This is a genomic window from Plantibacter flavus (assembly GCF_051487245.1).
GTDB classification, from domain to species: Bacteria; Actinomycetota; Actinomycetes; order Actinomycetales; family Microbacteriaceae; genus Plantibacter; species Plantibacter flavus_B.
Window position 1 is genome coordinate 366,160 of sequence record NZ_JAHVDH010000001.1, and the last position, 17,186, is coordinate 383,345.

Annotated in this window: 17 protein-coding genes and 1 tRNA gene; 9 read left to right on the top strand and 9 right to left on the bottom strand. The window is 67.7% G+C overall.

Annotated features, from left to right (window positions below; all coding sequences use genetic code 11):
• The first annotated feature begins 72 nt into the window (after positions 1-72).
• Complete coding sequence (locus KXS11_RS01670; RefSeq protein ID WP_437383709.1) at positions 73-672, top strand: TetR/AcrR family transcriptional regulator; 600 nt, start codon at positions 73-75, stop codon at positions 670-672.
• A gap of 357 nt (positions 673-1,029) precedes the next feature.
• Here the strand turns inward: KXS11_RS01670 and KXS11_RS01675 are convergent.
• Positions 1,030-1,102, bottom strand: a tRNA-Lys gene (locus KXS11_RS01675).
• Between the two features lie 135 nt (positions 1,103-1,237).
• On the opposite strand from KXS11_RS01675, the gene KXS11_RS01680 reads away from it, so the two are divergent.
• The 3 genes from KXS11_RS01680 to KXS11_RS01690 all read left to right on the top strand — a co-directional run bounded on the left by KXS11_RS01680 (position 1,238) and on the right by KXS11_RS01690 (position 3,718).
• The gene (locus KXS11_RS01680) at positions 1,238-1,867 is read left to right on the top strand and encodes a DNA-directed RNA polymerase subunit beta (RefSeq protein ID WP_437383710.1); all 630 of its coding nucleotides are present in this window, start codon (positions 1,238-1,240) and stop codon (positions 1,865-1,867) included.
• 373 nt (positions 1,868-2,240) lie between these two features.
• The gene (sigK, locus tag KXS11_RS01685; protein WP_437383711.1) at positions 2,241-2,831 is read left to right on the top strand and encodes an ECF RNA polymerase sigma factor SigK; all 591 of its coding nucleotides are present in this window, start codon (positions 2,241-2,243) and stop codon (positions 2,829-2,831) included.
• Positions 2,828-3,718, top strand: a complete 891-nt coding sequence (locus KXS11_RS01690) for an anti-sigma factor domain-containing protein (RefSeq protein WP_437383712.1) — start codon at positions 2,828-2,830, stop codon at positions 3,716-3,718. Before sigK ends, KXS11_RS01690 begins: the two co-directional genes overlap by 4 nt.
• A gap of 117 nt (positions 3,719-3,835) precedes the next feature.
• Here the strand turns inward: KXS11_RS01690 and pstB are convergent, their stop codons facing one another.
• The 8 genes from pstB to KXS11_RS01730 all read right to left on the bottom strand — a co-directional run bounded on the left by pstB (position 3,836) and on the right by KXS11_RS01730 (position 12,942).
• Positions 3,836-4,615: a phosphate ABC transporter ATP-binding protein PstB gene (gene pstB / locus KXS11_RS01695; protein WP_437383713.1), complete on the bottom strand. Its 780-nt coding sequence runs from the start codon at positions 4,613-4,615 to the stop codon at positions 3,836-3,838.
• Between the two features lie 20 nt (positions 4,616-4,635).
• Positions 4,636-5,736: a phosphate ABC transporter permease PstA gene (pstA, locus tag KXS11_RS01700; RefSeq protein ID WP_437383714.1), complete on the bottom strand. Its 1,101-nt coding sequence runs from the start codon at positions 5,734-5,736 to the stop codon at positions 4,636-4,638.
• Positions 5,736-6,680: a phosphate ABC transporter permease subunit PstC gene (pstC, locus tag KXS11_RS01705; RefSeq protein WP_437383715.1), complete on the bottom strand. Its 945-nt coding sequence runs from the start codon at positions 6,678-6,680 to the stop codon at positions 5,736-5,738. Before pstC ends, pstA begins: the two co-directional genes overlap by 1 nt.
• 113 nt (positions 6,681-6,793) lie before the next feature.
• Positions 6,794-7,885 (bottom strand): phosphate ABC transporter substrate-binding protein PstS, encoded by a 1,092-nt coding sequence (pstS, locus tag KXS11_RS01710; protein ID WP_437383716.1) that lies wholly within the window; start codon positions 7,883-7,885, stop codon positions 6,794-6,796.
• Positions 7,886-8,096: 211 nt separating this feature from the next.
• On the bottom strand, positions 8,097-9,038 hold the full coding sequence (locus KXS11_RS01715; RefSeq protein WP_437383717.1) for an NUDIX hydrolase: 942 nt from the start codon (positions 9,036-9,038) through the stop codon (positions 8,097-8,099).
• A gap of 50 nt (positions 9,039-9,088) precedes the next feature.
• Positions 9,089-11,284 (bottom strand): RNA degradosome polyphosphate kinase, encoded by a 2,196-nt coding sequence (locus tag KXS11_RS01720; protein ID WP_437383718.1) that lies wholly within the window; start codon positions 11,282-11,284, stop codon positions 9,089-9,091.
• Positions 11,285-11,375: 91 nt separating this feature from the next.
• A complete protein-coding gene (gene mshD, locus KXS11_RS01725) occupies positions 11,376-12,281 on the bottom strand; it encodes a mycothiol synthase (RefSeq protein ID WP_437383719.1) in 906 nt (301 codons plus the stop codon).
• A complete protein-coding gene (locus tag KXS11_RS01730; protein ID WP_437383720.1) occupies positions 12,253-12,942 on the bottom strand; it encodes a response regulator transcription factor in 690 nt (229 codons plus the stop codon). Before KXS11_RS01730 ends, mshD begins: the two co-directional genes overlap by 29 nt.
• 110 nt (positions 12,943-13,052) lie before the next feature.
• Here KXS11_RS01730 and KXS11_RS01735 point away from each other — a divergent pair, with 110 nt between their 5' ends.
• The 5 genes from KXS11_RS01735 to KXS11_RS01755 all read left to right on the top strand — a co-directional run bounded on the left by KXS11_RS01735 (position 13,053) and on the right by KXS11_RS01755 (position 17,180).
• Positions 13,053-13,343 carry a hypothetical protein gene (locus tag KXS11_RS01735; protein WP_437383721.1) on the top strand — a complete coding sequence of 97 codons (291 nt, stop codon included), beginning with the start codon at positions 13,053-13,055 and terminating at the stop codon, positions 13,341-13,343.
• Positions 13,344-13,477: 134 nt separating this feature from the next.
• Positions 13,478-14,194, top strand: coding sequence for an FABP family protein (locus tag KXS11_RS01740; protein ID WP_437383722.1), 717 nt, complete (start codon positions 13,478-13,480; stop codon positions 14,192-14,194).
• Position 14,195: 1 nt separating this feature from the next.
• Complete coding sequence (gene ygfZ / locus KXS11_RS01745; protein WP_437383723.1) at positions 14,196-15,329, top strand: CAF17-like 4Fe-4S cluster assembly/insertion protein YgfZ; 1,134 nt, start codon at positions 14,196-14,198, stop codon at positions 15,327-15,329.
• 5 nt (positions 15,330-15,334) lie between these two features.
• Positions 15,335-16,459 (top strand): FUSC family protein, encoded by a 1,125-nt coding sequence (locus KXS11_RS01750; RefSeq protein ID WP_437383724.1) that lies wholly within the window; start codon positions 15,335-15,337, stop codon positions 16,457-16,459.
• A gap of 127 nt (positions 16,460-16,586) precedes the next feature.
• Entirely contained in the window at positions 16,587-17,180 is a 594-nt protein-coding gene (locus tag KXS11_RS01755) for a helix-turn-helix domain-containing protein (RefSeq protein ID WP_437383725.1), read from the top strand.
• Positions 17,181-17,186: the final 6 nt, after the last annotated feature.

Sequence of the window (17,186 nt, forward strand, 5' to 3'; positions counted from 1 at the left end):
GAACCACTAAGTTCAGGAACTTTGGAGTTCCTGAACTATGCTGTCTCGTAGAAGAAAGGGAGGTGGGCCGCGATGACGCAGCTCGATACCCCGAAGCTCGGTCGCAAGCGCGACCACACCCGTGACGCCGAGATCCTCGACGCCGCGCTCGAAGTGCTCTCGGAGACCGGCTACGACGGCATGACGGTCGACATGGTCGCCGCTCGCGCCAAGGCCGGCAAGGCGACGCTCTACCGCCGATGGGCCTCCAAGTCAGAACTCGTGATCGACGCGGTCGCCTGTATGAAGCAGATCGACCCCGACTTCTCGAAGCTCCCCGACACCGGCTCCTTGCGCGACGACCTCGTGGCGCTGATCAAGGCGCCGACCATCGCCGAGGGTGAGCGCAAGATGAAGATCATGGCCGGCGTCATGTCGATGATCTCCAGCGCGCCCGAACTCTCGGACTCGGTCCATGCGGCCCTCGTCGAGCCGAGGCTGTCGGTCAACCGCTTCCTCCTCCAGCGCGCCATCGACCGCGGTGAGATCCGTGCGGACGCCGACGTCGAAACCCTCGCCCTCGTGAGCCAGGCGATGGTGAGCTATCGGGTGCTCATGCTGCGCGAGCCGATCACGCGGGACTTCCTCGTGTCGATCATCGACGGCGTGGTCATGCCCGCCGTGCGCCGCTAGGCGTCCGCAGACGATCGGAGTCGTCGCGCCGAGGTCGGTCCCAGACCAGTCGGTGTGGCCCGGAACCGGACAACGCCAGTCGCCGTCGCCTGGGCGGCGCCGCATCGACCGGGTGCAGCACGTGCGCGCCGTCGGCTTCGACGACCTCCACACGCGGCCTCGTCCGAACGTCTCGAACAGGTCATCGATGCGGTCGGCCGATTCGGTGCCGTGAGCACTGCTCTGGTGTTCCGCGAATACCCCGGTCACCCGATCATTCCGGCCGGCGCAAACTGACCGTCCCCGGAGCGAGGACACGCCTCCGCAAGGCGGGTGGCGTCACACACGACAGCGTCACGCTCCGAGGAAGGTTGAAAGTGGGCCCGGTGGGGCTCGAACCCACGACCCGCGGATTAAAAGTCCGATGCTCTGCCAACTGAGCTACAGGCCCATACGTCGTCTACTCTACGAGATTTCGGCGGGCCGCGTTGACGCTCCGAGCCGCGCTGGCCGCCAGGGGAATGGCTGACGTGCAACGCGGGTACCGTAGACGGGTGCGCGCACCAGGCGCACGGGAGGAGCACGCATGACCGACGGATTCCACCGACCGACGAAGCTCCCGCCCTCGATGCTCGAAGCGATCCAGGGCGGCCTCGATCCCGCCGAGGAGACCCGCATCGCACACGAGACGGCGGTGGCGCTGCTCGCACGCGTCCGCGAGAACCCGGACCCGGCGGTCGTCGACCGCCTCGTGAACTACACCGACGAGCACGGGATCGACGCGATCGCTGAACTCTGGTCCCACGCGAGTCCGCGCAGCCTGCCAGGAGCGATGTGGCGCATCTACCTGCTCCGCCTCCTCATCCGTCAGGACCCGGTTGGGACGAGCTACAGCTTCCAGCGCGGCACCGAACTCATCCCGACGGTCGACCCGGTCATCGCGGGCGCCGCAGACCCGACCGGGCCGGAGGAGATCACGGTGCTCGCCGACCAGATCCTGCGCGGTCTGTATGTCGGTGACTTCGCCATCGCCCTCGAACGCGCCGCGTCGTTCTGCCGGATCAACGCGGTCGGGTGCAGTGCGCTCGCCGACGACCGTGACGCCGTCGACCCGTCGGACGCCGCGCGCCTCACCACGAAGGCGGCGCGGTTCAGCACGATCGCCGACGAACTCGCCGGCTGTGCCAAGCTGTGGCGCTCCGAATCACTGGACTGAGCACCGCGGAACACCCTGAACCGGCTCTGGGAATATCTTCAGCGGATCACTTGCTACACTCTTCTAGCCGGGCCGCAGTAACCCCGGGCTCCAAAAATCGCCGCTCCGAGCGGCCTTGCGCCGAGAGGCGTTTCTGCGGCCTGGCACTTTCATTGCCCGGGCGCGGACACTGCGCCGGGCGGTCATCATCCGCGGCCCGCCGCAGCCCGTTCTCCGTGTTGTCACCGGAACTGGGGTGGCCTCCGTCGCCGATTCGGCCAATCGGATCCGGCTCGGGTGCCGAATACTCTGCATGACCGCCGAACTGTACACGCCCAGCCCTCACCGGCCGAGCGTCAGGCAATCTCCCGGTGGGCGTGAGAAGCTAAGACTTGTGACCACGGGACCCGAAGCCGACGCTGCCCCGCAGCTCTCCTTGGCGAACGTGCTCGACGCGTTGCTCGTCCGGGTGGCGGGAGGCGACCAGACCGCCTTCAGCGAGCTGTACGACCACATCGCTCCGCGCGTCCTCGGCCTCATCAAACGAGTGCTCGTCGACCACGCGCAGTCGGAGGAGGTCACCCAGGAGGTGTTCCTCGAAGTGTGGCAGAACGCAGCCAGATTCGAAGCCGGCAAAGGCACGGCGACGACCTGGGTGTTGACCATGGCACACCGTCGGGCGATCGACCGGGTACGGGCGTCTCAGGCCGGCCGGGATCGCGACCTGAAGATCGGGATCCGCGACTTCGACGACAGCGTCGACGACGTGCAGGAGACGGTCGAGATCCGCATCGAGCACGAGCGGGTCAAGCGGGCGTTCACCAGACTCAGCGAGTTGCAGCGGGAGGCCGTCACGCTCGCCTACTACGGCGGATACAGCCACAGCGAGATCTCCAATCTCCTCGGGGTGCCGATCGGCACCGTGAAGACGAGATTGCGAGACGGAATGATCAGACTTCGAGACGAATTGGGGGTGCGAACATGACCGACCGAGACGATGCAGCAGACCTGGCAGCGGGACACGCGCTGCACACCCTGACCCCGCGCGAGCAGGAGCGGTTCGACCGCCTTCGCGCCGAACACGACTCGGTCCGCGACGAAGCGGCCGAGTTCGAGGAGACCGTCGCCATGCTCGACCTCGCAGCACCACCCGTGCAGCCGTCGGCAGCGCTCAAGAGCTCCCTGATGGCGGCCATCCAGAATCTGCCGCAGCTGCCTGCCGAGACCCAGGCCACGACCGTCGCGGCGGAGCCGACCCAGGCCACGGCCGTTGCAGCGGAGCCGACTCTGGCCCCCGCCGTCGTCCCATCGGCCGAGCCCGCTCTCACGAAGCCCCGCTTCGGAGAGACGCCTGCCACCGTCCCCGTGGCTCAGCCTGCCGCCCCGGTCGTCGGTGCCGCAGAGCGCAAGGCCGCCTCCCGCTGGCGGCGCGGCACACTCGGCATGGTCGTCGGCGCTGCCGCCGCGATCGGCCTGATCTTCGGCGGCGTCGGCCTCGCGAACACCTTCGGTGGCGGATCGCTGACTCAGACGGTCGCCCTCGCCGAGATCAACGCCGCCCCCGACGTCCAGCGCGCGAAGGTGTCGATGGACGATGCGACGGCGACGCTCGTGTGGTCCGGTGAACTCGGCAAGTCGGCGCTGCTCGTCGACGGACTCGGTTCGTTGCCGGCAGACAAGGTCTACGAACTCTGGTACATCGGGGAAGGCGGCCCGGTCTCGGCCGGCACCTTCTCGGCGGCCAACGGCACGACGTGGCGGGTCCTCGACGGCGCCATGAGCGCCGGTGACAAGGTCGGCGTGACGGTCGAACCGCAGGGCGGCTCGAAGCAGCCGACCACCGATCCGATCATGGTCATCGAGACGGCGTAGCCCCTCGACGGGCTCGGTCAGTGGTGGAGCCGCGACCGGTCCCTCAGCCGGTGAAGGGCATATGCAGAAGTCCCGCCCGAGATCACTCGGACGGGACTTCTGCATGTGGGGCTCAGATCAACCGAAGCGACCCGACACGTAGTCCTCGGTCGCCTGGACCGAGGGCTTCGAGAACATCGTGGTGGTGTCGTCGTACTCGATGAGCTTGCCCGGCTTGCCAGTGCCCGCGATGTTGAAGAAGGCGGTCTTGTCGCTGACTCGGCTCGCCTGCTGCATGTTGTGGGTCACGATCACGATCGTGTACTCCTGCTTGAGCTCCTCGATGAGGTCCTCGATCGCAAGGGTCGAGATCGGGTCGAGGGCCGAGCACGGCTCGTCCATGAGGACCACGTCGGGGGAGACCGCGATGGCACGCGCGATGCACAGGCGCTGCTGCTGGCCACCCGACAGACCCGAACCGGGCTTGTCGAGGCGATCCTTGACCTCGTTCCAGAGGTTCGCACCCTGGAGCGAGCGCTCGACGAGGGATTCCTGGTCGGACTTCGACATCTTGCGGTTGTTGAGCTTCACGCCCGCGAGCACGTTCTCCTTGATGCTCATCGTCGGGAACGGGTTCGGCCGCTGGAAGACCATGCCCACCTGGCGACGGACGAGCACCGGGTCGACGCCCGGGCCGTAGAGGTTGTTGCCGTCGATCAGGACGTCGCCTTCGACGCGAGCGCCGGGGATGACCTCGTGCATGCGGTTCAGCGTGCGGAGGAAGGTCGACTTCCCGCAACCGGACGGGCCGATGAACGCGGTGACCGTGCGGGGCTGGATCTGGAGGGAGACGCCCTCGACAGCCATGAAGCTGCCGTAGAAGACGTTGAGGTCGTTGACTTCGATGCTCTTGGACACGGGGTTCCTTTGCTCGCGGCCTAGCGGCCGAACTTGGGGGCGAAGATCTTGGCGATGAGTCGGGCGATGAGGTTCAGCGCCATGACGATGAGGATGAGGACAAGCGCGCCCGTCCAGGCGCGGTCCACGTAGGAGGCGCCGTCGGTGCCCTGGTTGGCGTACTGCGTGTACACGAACACGGGGAGGGTCATCATCGGGCCGTCGAAGAGGTTGTAGTTCATGCTCTGCGTGAAGCCGGCGATGATGAGCAGCGGGGCGGTCTCGCCGATCACGCGGGCGACGGCGAGCGTCACACCGGTGATGATGCCGGCGATCGAGGTCGGCAGGACGATCTTGAGGATCGTCAGCCACTTCGGCACGCCGAGCGCGTAGGACGCCTCGCGGAGTTCGTTCGGGACGAGCTTCAGCATCTCCTCGCTCGAGCGCACCACGACCGGGATCATGAGCAGCGACAGCGCGATGGCGCCACCGATGCCGAGTCGCACGCCCGGGCCGAAGAAGATCGCGAGGAGCGCGAACGCGAACAGACCGGCGACGATCGAGGGGATACCCGTCATCACGTCGACGAGGAAGGTGATGCCCTGTGCGAGTCGGCCGCGACCGTACTCCACGAGGTAGATCGCCGTCAGGATGCCGATCGGGATCGAGATGATCGAGGTGGCGAGCGTGATGAGGAGCGTCCCCGTGATGGCGTGGAGTGCTCCACCGCCCTCACCGACGACGTTCCGCATCGAGAGGCTGAAGTAGTTGAGGTCGAAGCGGGCGGCGCCAGCGGAGATCACCGTGACGGCGACCGAGATGAGCGGCAGCAGCGCGATGACGAACGCGGCGGTGACGAGCGTCGTGAGCAGACGGTCCTTCGCCTTGCGCCGACCTTCGATGAGGAGGGACGAGCCGTAGACGACGACCGCGTAGAGTGCGGCACCCAGGACCACGGCACCCGGCACGTTGTAGCTCTTGTCGGCGCTGGACTGCTGGATGAGCAGGAAGATGAGCCCCGAGACGATGAGGCTGCCGGCGAGGATCGTGAGCGGGGCGTACTTCGGCAGCTTGCCGGCGGTCAGCGAGTTCGTGAACGGCGTGGCGATGGTCGCCTGAGCGCGGTCGGTCGTGGCGGTCATCAGTTCGCTCCCGAGAATTCTTTACGACGGTTGACGATGAGTCTGGCGATGAAGTTCACGACGAAGGTGATGATGAACAGGATCAGGCCGGTGGCGATGAGCTTGTTCACGTCGATGCCGAAGGACTCGGGGAAGTTCAGTGCGATGTTCGCAGCGATCGTGTTGGGGTTGCTCGAGGTGAGCAGGAAGAACGAGTAGACGGCGGCGGGGGAGAGTACGAGGGCGACGGCCATGGTCTCGCCGAGAGCGCGCCCGAGGCCGAGCATCGAGGCCGAGACGATGCCTGGGCGCCCGAAGGGCAGGACCGCCATCTGGATCATCTCCCAGCGCGTCGCGCCGAGCGCCAGAGCAGCCTCCTCGTGGAGTTTCGGCGTCTGCAGGAAGATCTCACGGGAGATGGCCGTGATGATCGGGATGATCATGACCGCGAGCACGAGGGCCACCGTGAGGATCGTGCGACCGGTACCCGAGACGGTCCCGCCGAAGAGCGGGATCCAACCGAGGTTCTCGGACAGCCAGGCGAAGAACGGCTGCACGAAGGGAGCGAGCACCAGAGCGCCCCACAGGCCGTACACGACCGAGGGCACGGCGGCCAGGAGGTCGATGACGTAGCCGAGAGCGACGGCCAGGCGGCGCGGCGCGTAGTGGGTGATGAAGAGGGCGATCCCGAGGGACAGCGGGACGGCGATGGCGAGCGCCAGGATCGCGGCCCAGATGGTGCCGAAGACGAACGGGCCGACGTACGCCCAGAAGCTCGTCGGAGCGCCGGTGAAGGTCGAGGAGTCGGCCGTCAGGGCCGGGAACGCCTGGACGATGAGGAAGATCGCGACCGCCGCCAGGATGACGAGGATGAGCGATCCGGAGACGACGGACAGCGTGGAGAAGACGCGGTCGCCCGCACGTTGCTTGGCTTTGGGTCTCGCAGCTAGGGCCTCGACAGCCATGGGTTCCCGTTCTCTCGATGCGATGGTGGTGGTGCTTCGGGTGGTGGTGCTGGTGCTGCGGATGAAGCAGGTCGAGCGTGCCGGGGAGGACCCGGCACGCTCGACGCTGTGGACTACTTGATGGTCGCGATCGCGTCCTGGACCTTCTTGGCGAGGTCAGCGGAGAGCGGCGCAGCACCGGCCGACTTCGCTGCCTCTTCCTGGCCGGCGTCGCTGGCGATGTAGCCGGCGTACGCCTTGACGAGGTCTGCGGCCTTGGCGTCCGCGTACTCCTGGCAGGCGATGAGGTAGCTCACGAGCACGATCGGGTAGTGCGTCGGGTCCGTGGTCTCGCGGTCGAGCTTGATCGCGATGTCGTTGGCCTCACGGCCCTCGACGAGCGGCGAGCCCTCGACGACGGCGGCAGCACCCTCGGCGCTGTACTCGACGAAGTCGTCGCCGACCTTGATCTTCGCGACACCGAGGTCGCCGGCCTTGGAAGCGTCGGCGTAGCCGATGGTGCCCGTGCCGCCCTTGACGGTGTCGACGACACCCGAGGTGCCCTTGGCGCCCTCACCGGACTGGAACGGGAAGGTGTCGGCCGGCTCAGCGGTCCACACGTCGGGAGCGTTCTTGTTCAGGTAGTCGGCGAAGTTCTTCGTCGTACCCGAGTCGTCCGAACGGTGCACAGCGGTGATGGCCGTCGACGGCAGCTTCGCGTCGGGGTTCAGGGCGACGATCGCTGCGTCGTCCCAGGTGGTGATCTGGCCGGCGAAGATCTTCGCGGTCGTCGCTGCGTCGAGGTTCAGCTCCTTGACACCGTCGATGTTGAAGATGATCGCGATCGGCGAGATGTAGACGGGGAGGTCGATCGCCTTGGTGTCCGCGGCGCACGCAGCGAAGGTGCTGGTGAGCTCCTCGTCGGACAGTGCCGAGTCGGAACCGGCGAACTGCACGCCGCCGGCGATGAACGCCTTGCGACCCGCGCCGGAGCCGTCGGGCGAGTAGTTGATGGTGACGTCCGGGTTGGACGTCTGGAAGGCGGCGACCCATGCCTCCTGAGCGCTGCCCTGCGACGAAGCGCCGCTCCCGGCCAGGCTGCCCGACAGGTCGCTGGTCGCTGCGGTGGTGGATGCTGCTCCACCTTCGTTGGCTGCACAGGAGGTGAGGGCGAGGGCTGCGACTGCTGCCACGACCGCGACGCGGCCGAAACGTGAGTACTTCACAGGATGTCCATTCATTGGTGTGGGTGCGAGCCGGTGCTGGCTCGTCAGTGACGCTAACCACGTGGCATGAAGAGCATCCCCCGTGATGGTAAACAGCGGGTGAACGGATGTCGACGGCTTCGTTGCGTGCTGAGCGCGGGCGCGACGAAACCACCCTCGGACGGGTGACGGCGCATGGGACGCCGATCCCGTCGAGGGGCTGCGGGACGGCTCAGACGCGGGCTTCGTGCGTCTCGATGGCGATGATGCCGGAGCTCGGGTTGGTGCGCGAGAGGTGCACGACGGAGAACGCGCCCGTGTCGAGTGCGGCGGCGCTGCCGAGGTAGGAGCCGCGAGTCGTGCCCGTGGCGAGCGCGATCTCGTGGAGGATCTCCGGGAGCACCGGGCCGTGGCTGCAGAGGATCGCGGTCTTGAGCGCGCGGACACGGCGACCGACGACACGACGGACGTCCGACTCGCCCCGTTCGTAGGCGTCCTGGCTGATGAGGTCGGTACGCTTCGGTTCGATCCCCGTAGCCGCGGCGACCGGGCTCACAGTGCTCACACAGCGCACCGCAGTGCTCGTGACGATCCGGCGGGGGCCGAACGCCAACAGCGTCGGCACGTTCCCGGCAGCCTGCTTGACGCCGCGGGGCGCAAGGGGGCGCGTCGCGTCGTCTCCGGGCCATTCGGAGGGCGACGTCGCCTTGCCGTGGCGCATCACGATGAGCGCGAACGTCTCCGTCACGCCTTCGTCGACCAGAGCGGCGAAGGCGTCGAGGATCTCGACGTCGCGCTCGTAGCTGAGGTAGCTCCGTGCCCGCTTGATGGTGACCCACTCGAGCGCTGCCACTTCTCCGTTCGGGATGAACGTGCTCTCGCGGATCGCCTGATCGGTCACCTCAGCGGACCAGTAGTGCACGATCTTCTCGCGCCCACTCGACAACGGGTACGTGGAGACGCCGAGCGGCACACCGAGGTGCACGCTGAGGCCGGTCTCCTCCTTGATTTCGCGGACGGCCGTCTCGGCGAGGGACTCACCGGGGTCGACCTTCCCCTTGGGGATCGTGACATCGCCGTAGACGGTGCGGTGGATCACGAGGAGGTGCACCTTGCCGTCGATCAGGCGCCAGCAGACCGCGCCCGCTGCGTAGATTGCCGTGGTCGTCGTCATAACTGCTGCCTCGTTGTCGTGGTGCTCGTGCCTGCGGTGGTGCCGATCCGTCAGCGACGGATCCTCGGACGCCGACGGGCGGCGGTCTCGAGCATGAGCGAGTCTTGCAGATCGGTGAGCGGTCGGCCATCCGCGTCCACCGCGTGGCGCGTCCAGACACCGTCGGCGTCGAGCCACCAGGAGGACGTCTGCTCGTCGAGAGCCTGCTCGAACATCGCGGACGTCGCGGCGAGGTGCGTCGGGTCTGTGAGGCGCACGAGCGCTTCGACCCGGCGGTCGAGGTTCCGGTGCATCATGTCGGCGCTGCCGATGAACACGTGCGGGTCGCCGTCGTTGTGGAACGAGAAGATCCGCGAGTGCTCGAGGAAGCGACCGAGGATGGAACGCACTCTGATCGTCTCGCTCATGCCCGGCTGACCGGGCTTCAGCGCACAGATGCCGCGGACCCAGAGGTCGACGGGCACGCCTGCCTGGCTCGCACGGTACAGCGCGTCGATGATCGCTTCGTCGACCATGGAGTTGACCTTGATGCGGATGCCGGAGGGCTTTCCCTCCTCGGCGTTCGCTCGCTCCTGCTCGATGTGCTTCAGGAGCCCCTTGCGCAGGTGACGCGGTGCGACGAGCAGGCGCTTGAACTTCTTCTCGATCGCGTAGCCGGAGAGTTCGTTGAAGAGCCGCGTGAGGTCTTTGCCGACCTGGTCGTCGGCGGTGAACAGACCGAGGTCCTCGTAGATGCGGCTCGTCTTCGGGTTGTAGTTGCCCGTGCCGATGTGGCTGTAGTGACGCAGGACACCGCGTTCCTGGCGGACGACGAGCGCGAGCTTGCAGTGGGTCTTCAGCCCGACGAGGCCGTACACGACGTGCACGCCGGCCTTCTCGAGCTTCCTGGCCCAGGTGATGTTGTTCTGCTCGTCGAAGCGTGCCTTGATCTCGACGAGGGCGAGGACCTGCTTGCCAGCCTCCGCCGCGTCGATCAGTGCTTCGACGATCGGGCTGTCACCCGACGTCCGGTAGAGCGTCTGCTTGATGGCGAGCACGTGCGGGTCTGCCGCAGCCTGCTCGATGAAGGCCTGCACGCTCGTCGCGAAGGATTCGTACGGGTGGTGGACGAGGACGTCCTCGCGGGAGATGGACCGGAAGAGGTCGGGCTTGCCGTTCGGTTCGTCGGGCTGGAACTGCAGCGCCGTGGTCGGAACCCGCTTCGGGTACTGGAGGTCGGGGCGGTCGATCCCGGCAAGGCTGAAGAGGCCCCCGAGGTCGAGTGGCGCGGGGAGTCGATAGACCTCCTGCTCGGTGATGTCGAGCTCGCGGACGAGGAGACCGAGCGTGACGTCGTCCATGTCATCGGTGATCTCGAGACGGATGGGCGGGCCGAACCGGCGACGCAGCAGCTCCTTCTCGAGGGCCTGGATGAGGTTCTCGCTCTCGTCCTCCTCGATCTCGACGTCCTCGTTGCGGGTGACGCGGAAGACGTGGTGGTCGATGATCTCCATGCCGGGGAAGAGGTGGCTCAAGTGGTTCGCGATGACCTCTTCGAGCGCGATGTAGCGGGCGCTCGGAGCGGTGTCGAGCGTGGCGCTCCGGCGCTCCTCCCGACCGACACGGACGAAGCGCGGCATCATCTGCGGCACCTTGAGGCGGGCGAACTCCTCGCGCCCGGTCTTGGTGTTGCGCACGCGGACCGCAAGGTTGAGCGAGAGTCCGGAGATGTAGGGGAACGGGTGGGCCGGATCGACCGCGAGCGGCATGAGCACCGGGAAGACCTGGTTGCTGAAGTAATCGCCGAGGTAGTCGCGGTCGGCCGCGTCGAGGCTCTCCCACGTGACGACCGTGACGCCGCGTTCGGCGAGGTCGGGGCGCACGAGGTCGTGCCATGCGCGGGCGTGGCGCTCCTGGAGCACGTGCGCCTTCTCGGAGATGTCGCTCAGGACGTCGGTGGGCGCGAGGCCGATGTTGGTGGGGACGGCGAGCCCGGTGAGGATGCGTCGCTTCAGCCCTGCGACCCGCACCATGAAGAACTCGTCGAGGTTCGATGCGAAGATCGCGAGGAAGTTCGCCCGCTCGAGGACGGGCAGCGCCGGGTCCTCGGCCAGTTCGAGGACACGCTGGTTGAACGCGAGCCAGCTCAACTCGCGGTCGAGGTAGCGGTGCTCGGGAAGCGCCGGGTCGTTCCGCTCGAACGCTGGGTCGAAGTCCTCGTCGTCTCCATCGAGGCCGACATCGAGCACGGTTGGGTCTGCTGGCATGCCTTCATCATGACACCGTGACGGCGGTGCCCGCGACGACTGCGGTGAACACTGTGTAAATGCGTCCCGGGTGCGAGCCTGTGGGGGACGGTCAGCGCGCGGTGCGGGCGTACTGCACGTCGACGGTGTGGTCGGTGAATCCGAGCGAGCGGTAGAGCGAGACGGCCGGCACGTTGTCGGCCTCGACGTAGAGCGACACCGAGTCGACCTCGCGCTCCCGCAGGCGGGCGAGCCCGGCCTCCATGAGCAGACGGCCGAGACCGCGGCCACCGGCTGCAGGGTGGACGCCGACGGCGTACACCTCGCCGAGGCCGTCCTCGATCTTCAACCAGATGAAGCCGAGGAGGTCGCCGTCACGGCCTCTCGCCAGGAGGAAGTCGTCGGCGTCGAACCACGGCTCGGTCTCGCGCGCCAGGACGTCGCCCATGGTCATCCGACCCTGTTCCGGATGCGAGGCGAAGGCGAGCGCATTGACCTCGAGCCATTCCGCCTCGTCGTGGCCCGGCTGGAACGGCGCGATCGTGACGTCGGCGTGGCCGGCCGTCGCAGCGAGTGCCCGGTTCGCCGGTGCCTTGGTGAGCCGCAGCTGCAACAGGGTGCGGACGGGGGAGAAGCCGAACTCCTCGGCGAGGACGCGCGAGGCCGGGTGATCGCCGTGCGCCCAGATCCGGACACCCGGAGGGCAGTTGTCGAGGACGCCGCGGAGCGCAGCCCGCCCGTAGCCGTGTCCTCGCCACTCCGGCTCGATCACGAACTCGAGTTCGCCGTGCCCGACGACGGCTGCGCCGACGACCGCGAAGTCGGCCGCGTCGACCGGCGGATCCTGCGGCTCGACGGCCAGGATCAGCGTCCGGGCGCCGGACGCGACGTCGATGAGTGCCTGGTCGCTGAACGGGGGTTGCCCATCGATCAGCGTCGCCGTCCGCACGAGGTGATCGAGCTGGCTCCGCGTGTGGGCGTCCTCGACGCTACGAACCGACAGGGTCAGCCGGGGCATGGTCGTCCTCGTAGACGTTGAAGCGGTAGCCGACGTTGCGTACCGTACCGATGAGCTGTTCGAGGTCGCCGAGCTTCGCGCGCAGGCGGCGGACGTGGACGTCCACCGTGCGGGTGCCGCCGAAGTAGTCGTACCCCCAGACCTCGCTCAGCAGTTGCTCGCGCGTGAACACGCGCGAGGGGTGGGTGGCGAAGAACCGCAGCAGTTCGAACTCCTTGAACGTGAGGTCGAGCGGCTTGCCGTGGACCTTCGCGGAGTAGCTGGCCTCGTCGATGACGACACCGGAGGCCTGGATCTTGCTCGCCGAGTGCTCCTGGGAGGCCCGACCGATGGCGAGCCGGATGCGCGCGTCGACCTCGGCGGGCCCCGCCGACTCGAGGATGACGTCGTTGACGCCCCAGTCGGCGCTGACCGCGGTGAGGCCGCCCTCGGTGAGGATCAGGAGCAGCGGCACGGAGAGCCCGGAGGCCCCGAGGATCTTGCAGAGGGACTTGGCGCTCGCGAGGTCTTGGCGGGCGTCGATGAGCACGAGGTCCGAGCTCGGTGCGTTCACGAGCTGCGCGGGATCCGCTGGAATCTGACGGGTGCGGTGGCTCAAGAGTCCGAGGGATGGAAGGACCTCGGTGCCGACCATGGAGGTCAAGACCAAAATTTGCGCCACGCGCATCCTCCCGACTGAGTTTGGAACCATATTAGGCGACGTGTGGAGTCCACCGCTGCACGGGCGCTGCTCGGGTGGCCCGCGGGCGTCGGCTCTGTGACAATGGGTGCGTGAGCGATACCACTCTCTCCCCCCGGCTGCGCTGGATCAGCGTCGTGTCCATCTGGGCACTGGCGCTCATCGGCGTCCTCGTCTCCGGCGTGGTCTGGAGCGCGGGGGAGACCTTCTTCGGTCTCGCCGCCACCCTCGGGCTGTGCACGCTCGCCGCATTCTCCGCCCAACTGCTCACACGACAGAAGGTCGGCTTCGTCGACCGCATGTCCACGAGCGTCACCGGTGCGGTCATCATCCTCGCCCTGGGCGGCGCTGTGTATGGACTCATCGCTCTGGCGGCGGGGTAGACTTCCCTCATGCTGCTCGCTCTCGAAATCTTCTTCATCGGCTTGCTCGTCCTCGCCAGCCTCGCCATCGCGTTCACCGCCGTGGTCGTGCTGAAGAACCTGTACCGCGGTCAGCGCTAGTCCGGGCCCGCTCGATGATCGAGATCCCGACCGGCCTGCCGAGCGAACTCGTCCCGCTGTCCTGGCTCATCGGCGTCTGGGAGGGCACCGGAGTCATCGACTACAAGATCGGTGACGAGACGGTCACCCGTGAGTTCGGTCAGCGCGTGAGCTTCAGCCACGATGGCCTCCCGTACCTGAACTACAACTCCTACACGTGGTTGCTTCCGGAGCAACCCGCTGCTGACGCCGAAGGCGCGTCGACGACGGACGCCGACGCCCTGGCGGACGACGACTCCCCGGCCTCGGCGCCCGACGAAGCTGCCGCGCTCGCTGCGGCGACGGCGATCAGCGTGCCCGAGCCCCTCGTCACCGAGACGGGCTACTGGCGTCTGGAGCGTCCACTGCTTGAAGGCGACCCCGGTCCCGGCATGCTGCCCGGCGACGGCCCGCGCCCCTTCGGCTCGGCCCAGGCCGTGGAAACGCTCCGCACCTCCACCGGCGCCTTCCCGCTGCAGGTCTCGATCGTGCATCCGAACGGTGTCAGCGAGCTCTACCTCGGGCAGATCGACGGCCCCCGCATCGACCTCGCGACCGACGCCGTCGTGCGGACGGCTGGCGCGAAGGAATACGCGGCGGCGACTCGGCTGTACGGTCTCGTCGACAACCACCTCCTGTGGGCGTGGGACATCGCCGCGCTCGGGCAGGACCTGCGCACGCACGCTTCCGCGCGCCTCGCGAAAGCCGACTGACGTGGCCGGTTCACCGTTCCTCGCGCTGCCCGGCGCTGTGGAACAGCCAGACGGCTTCGATCACGGCGTGCCGTCGCACTACGGCAACCCCACGGTGGAACAGCGACTCATCGAACGCGGTGAGGCCATCGTCGACCTCTCGAATCGCGGCATCGTCACGGTCACCGGGCCCGACCGCCTGAGCTGGTTGCACTCGATCACCAGCCAGGACCTGCGGTCGCTCCCCTCGGGCGGTTCCACCGAGACCCTGTTCCTGGACCAGAGCGGCCGTATCGAGCATGCCGTGAAGGTGCTCGACGACGGCACGACCACCTGGCTCATCACCGAGGCCTCCGATGCAGCGCCGCTGCACGCCTGGCTCGACCGCATGCGGTTCATGCTGCGGGTCGAGGTCCAGATCGTGACGGACGCGTACGCCGTCATCGGTGCGTCCAGCGGCCTCGAGGTCGACGCCGCGCAGCCGAACGGCGAACCGCTCGTGTGGCACGATCCGTGGGCACGCGTGGCCGTCGGCGGACACCAGTACGCGGCGGGTGAGCACCCGGCGGCGTCGTGGTCCTGGACCGAGACGCTCGTCGAGCGTGAGCGCCTCGAGGAGCTTGCGGCGTCCGTCCGGTCCGGCTCCGTCGCGGCAGCCGGTTCGCTCGCAGCCGAGGCGCTCCGGATCGCCGCCTGGCGCCCGCGCCTGCAGGCCGAGGTCGACGACCGCACGATCCCGCACGAACTCGACTGGTTGCGCTCCGCCGTGCACCTCACCAAGGGCTGCTACCGCGGTCAGGAGACCGTGGCCAAGGTCCACAATCTCGGCCACCCGCCGCGTCGCCTCGTCATGCTGCTGCTCGACGGTTCCGATTCCGTGCTGCCTCCCGCGGGCTCGACCGTCGTCCTCGTCCAGGGCGAGGGAGACGACGTCGTGCGGAAGCCCGTCGGCGCGGTGACCTCGAGTGCCATCCACCACGAACTGGGCCCGGTCGCGCTCGCCGTGATCAAACGGTCCACCGACCCGGCCGCAGTGTTGCAGGTCGACGCCGACGGCATCGCCGTCGCCGCGTCTCAGGAGATCGTGGTGCCGGCGGACGCCGGTGCGACGGCGAACGTCCCCCGGTTGCCGCGGCTCGGCGCCGTCCGGCGCTGACCCCGGTGGGCGAGGGCGGGCCCCACGACGCGGAGGCTCGTGCCGACCGTTGGACCGTCGCGGTCCGTCGACGCATCGCGCTCGGCGACGCCTGGCATCGTCTCGTGGGCTCGATTCCGGCGGTGCTGCAGGTCAGCGTCACGGCGATCGCCGCGTACGCCTTCGCGCACTACGTGCTCGGCCATGCCGTCCCGCTCCTCGCCGTCACGGTGACGATCTCGAGCCTCGGTTTCGTTCGCGACGCCCGACCGATCCGGGTTCTCGAGACGGCCGTCGGGATGAGCGTCGGCATCGCGCTCGCCGAGGTGCTGCTCCTGGGCTTCGGGCAGGGGACCTGGCAACTCGCGATCGCCCTCGTGCTCACCCTGCTCGTGGCCCGCTTCCTCTCGCCCGCGGCGTCCTTCGCGATCGCGGCAGCGGTGCAGTCGGTGCTCGTGATGCTGTTGCCGGTGCCCGATGGCGGTCCGTTCGTCCGGACGTTGGACGGTTTGATCGGCGGCGTCTTCGCGCTGATCGCGACCGCGTTGATCCCGCGTGACCCGCGTCGTGGCGCGCGACGCGACGGGCAGCGACTCATCGATGAGCATGTGCGGACCCTGGCCTCGCTGGTCGCGGCGCTCCGTCTCGGTGATGTGGAGGAGGCGGACCGCGCACTCGCTCGGGCACGAGCGACGCAGCCGGCGCTCGAGAGCTGGCGCGCGACCCTCGACTCTGGGCTCGCGATCGCCCGCATCTCGCCGTTCCTCCGTGGAGCGGTGTTCGACCTCGACCGGCAGCGGACGATGCTGTCCGGTATGGATCTCGCGACCCGCAATCTCCGGGTGATCGCTCGGCGGATCGACTACGTGTCCCGCGACGGGGCGGCGCGCCCGGTGCTCGCAGACCTTCTCGCACGGGTCTCGGTCGCGCTCGGCGTGCTCTCGCAGTCGATCGGTGATGTCGCTCAGCAACCCGTCGCCCGACAGTCCCTCCTGGAGATCGCGAAGCACCTCGATCCGGTGGCGATGCTGCCGGACAGCTCGGTCTCGGAGCAGGCGCTCGTGCTCGTCGTCCGCCCGTATCTCGTCGACCTGCTGACCGCGACCGGTGTCTCGACGTCCGATGCGCAGGCCGCCCTGCCCTCCGTCTGATCCCGTTCCGCGCCTTCAGGAGCGGATTTACACGGCCGTAACACGAGGGTCTTCCTTTCGACACGCACGCAGTATACGTTGTGTTCATTCCCAGTAAGCAAAGTGCTTACTGAGGGAAGGGAACCACGTGAACGACATCGACGGCATCACCCTCGGCCGCCGGATCAAGGACCTGCGGACGCTCCGCGGGATCTCGACACGAGAGCTCGCTTCGCGTGCCGGGGTGAGTGCCGGCTACATCAGTCAGATCGAGACCGGCAAGGCGAACGCCAGCCTGCAGACCGTGCGAGCCATCGCATCGGTCTTCGGGCTGCAGTGGATGGAGCTCTTCGAGGCGACCCCTCGTCGCGGCGAACTCCTCCGCAAAGCGGACCGCCCGGAACTCGACTCGACCTCGTCGGCCGTTCGTCACTTCGGCATCACGCGGGCACCGGCGACCGACGTCGAGGTCCTCGTCTCCGAGTACGAGCCAGGCATGGCCGTCGGTGATGAGAACTACGTCCACGGTGATTCCCATGAGGTCGTCGTCATCCTCAAGGGCCGATTCCTGTTCCGGCTCCTCGACCAGGAGTTCGTCCTCGAGGTCGGCGACAGCCTCGACTACCGCACGTCCACCCCCCACATGATCACGAACATCGGCGACACGGTCGGAGAGGCGCTCTGGGTGGTCACCCCACCATCCGGCGTCGCTCCGCAGCCGTCACCGACACCGGCTGAATAGGACCAG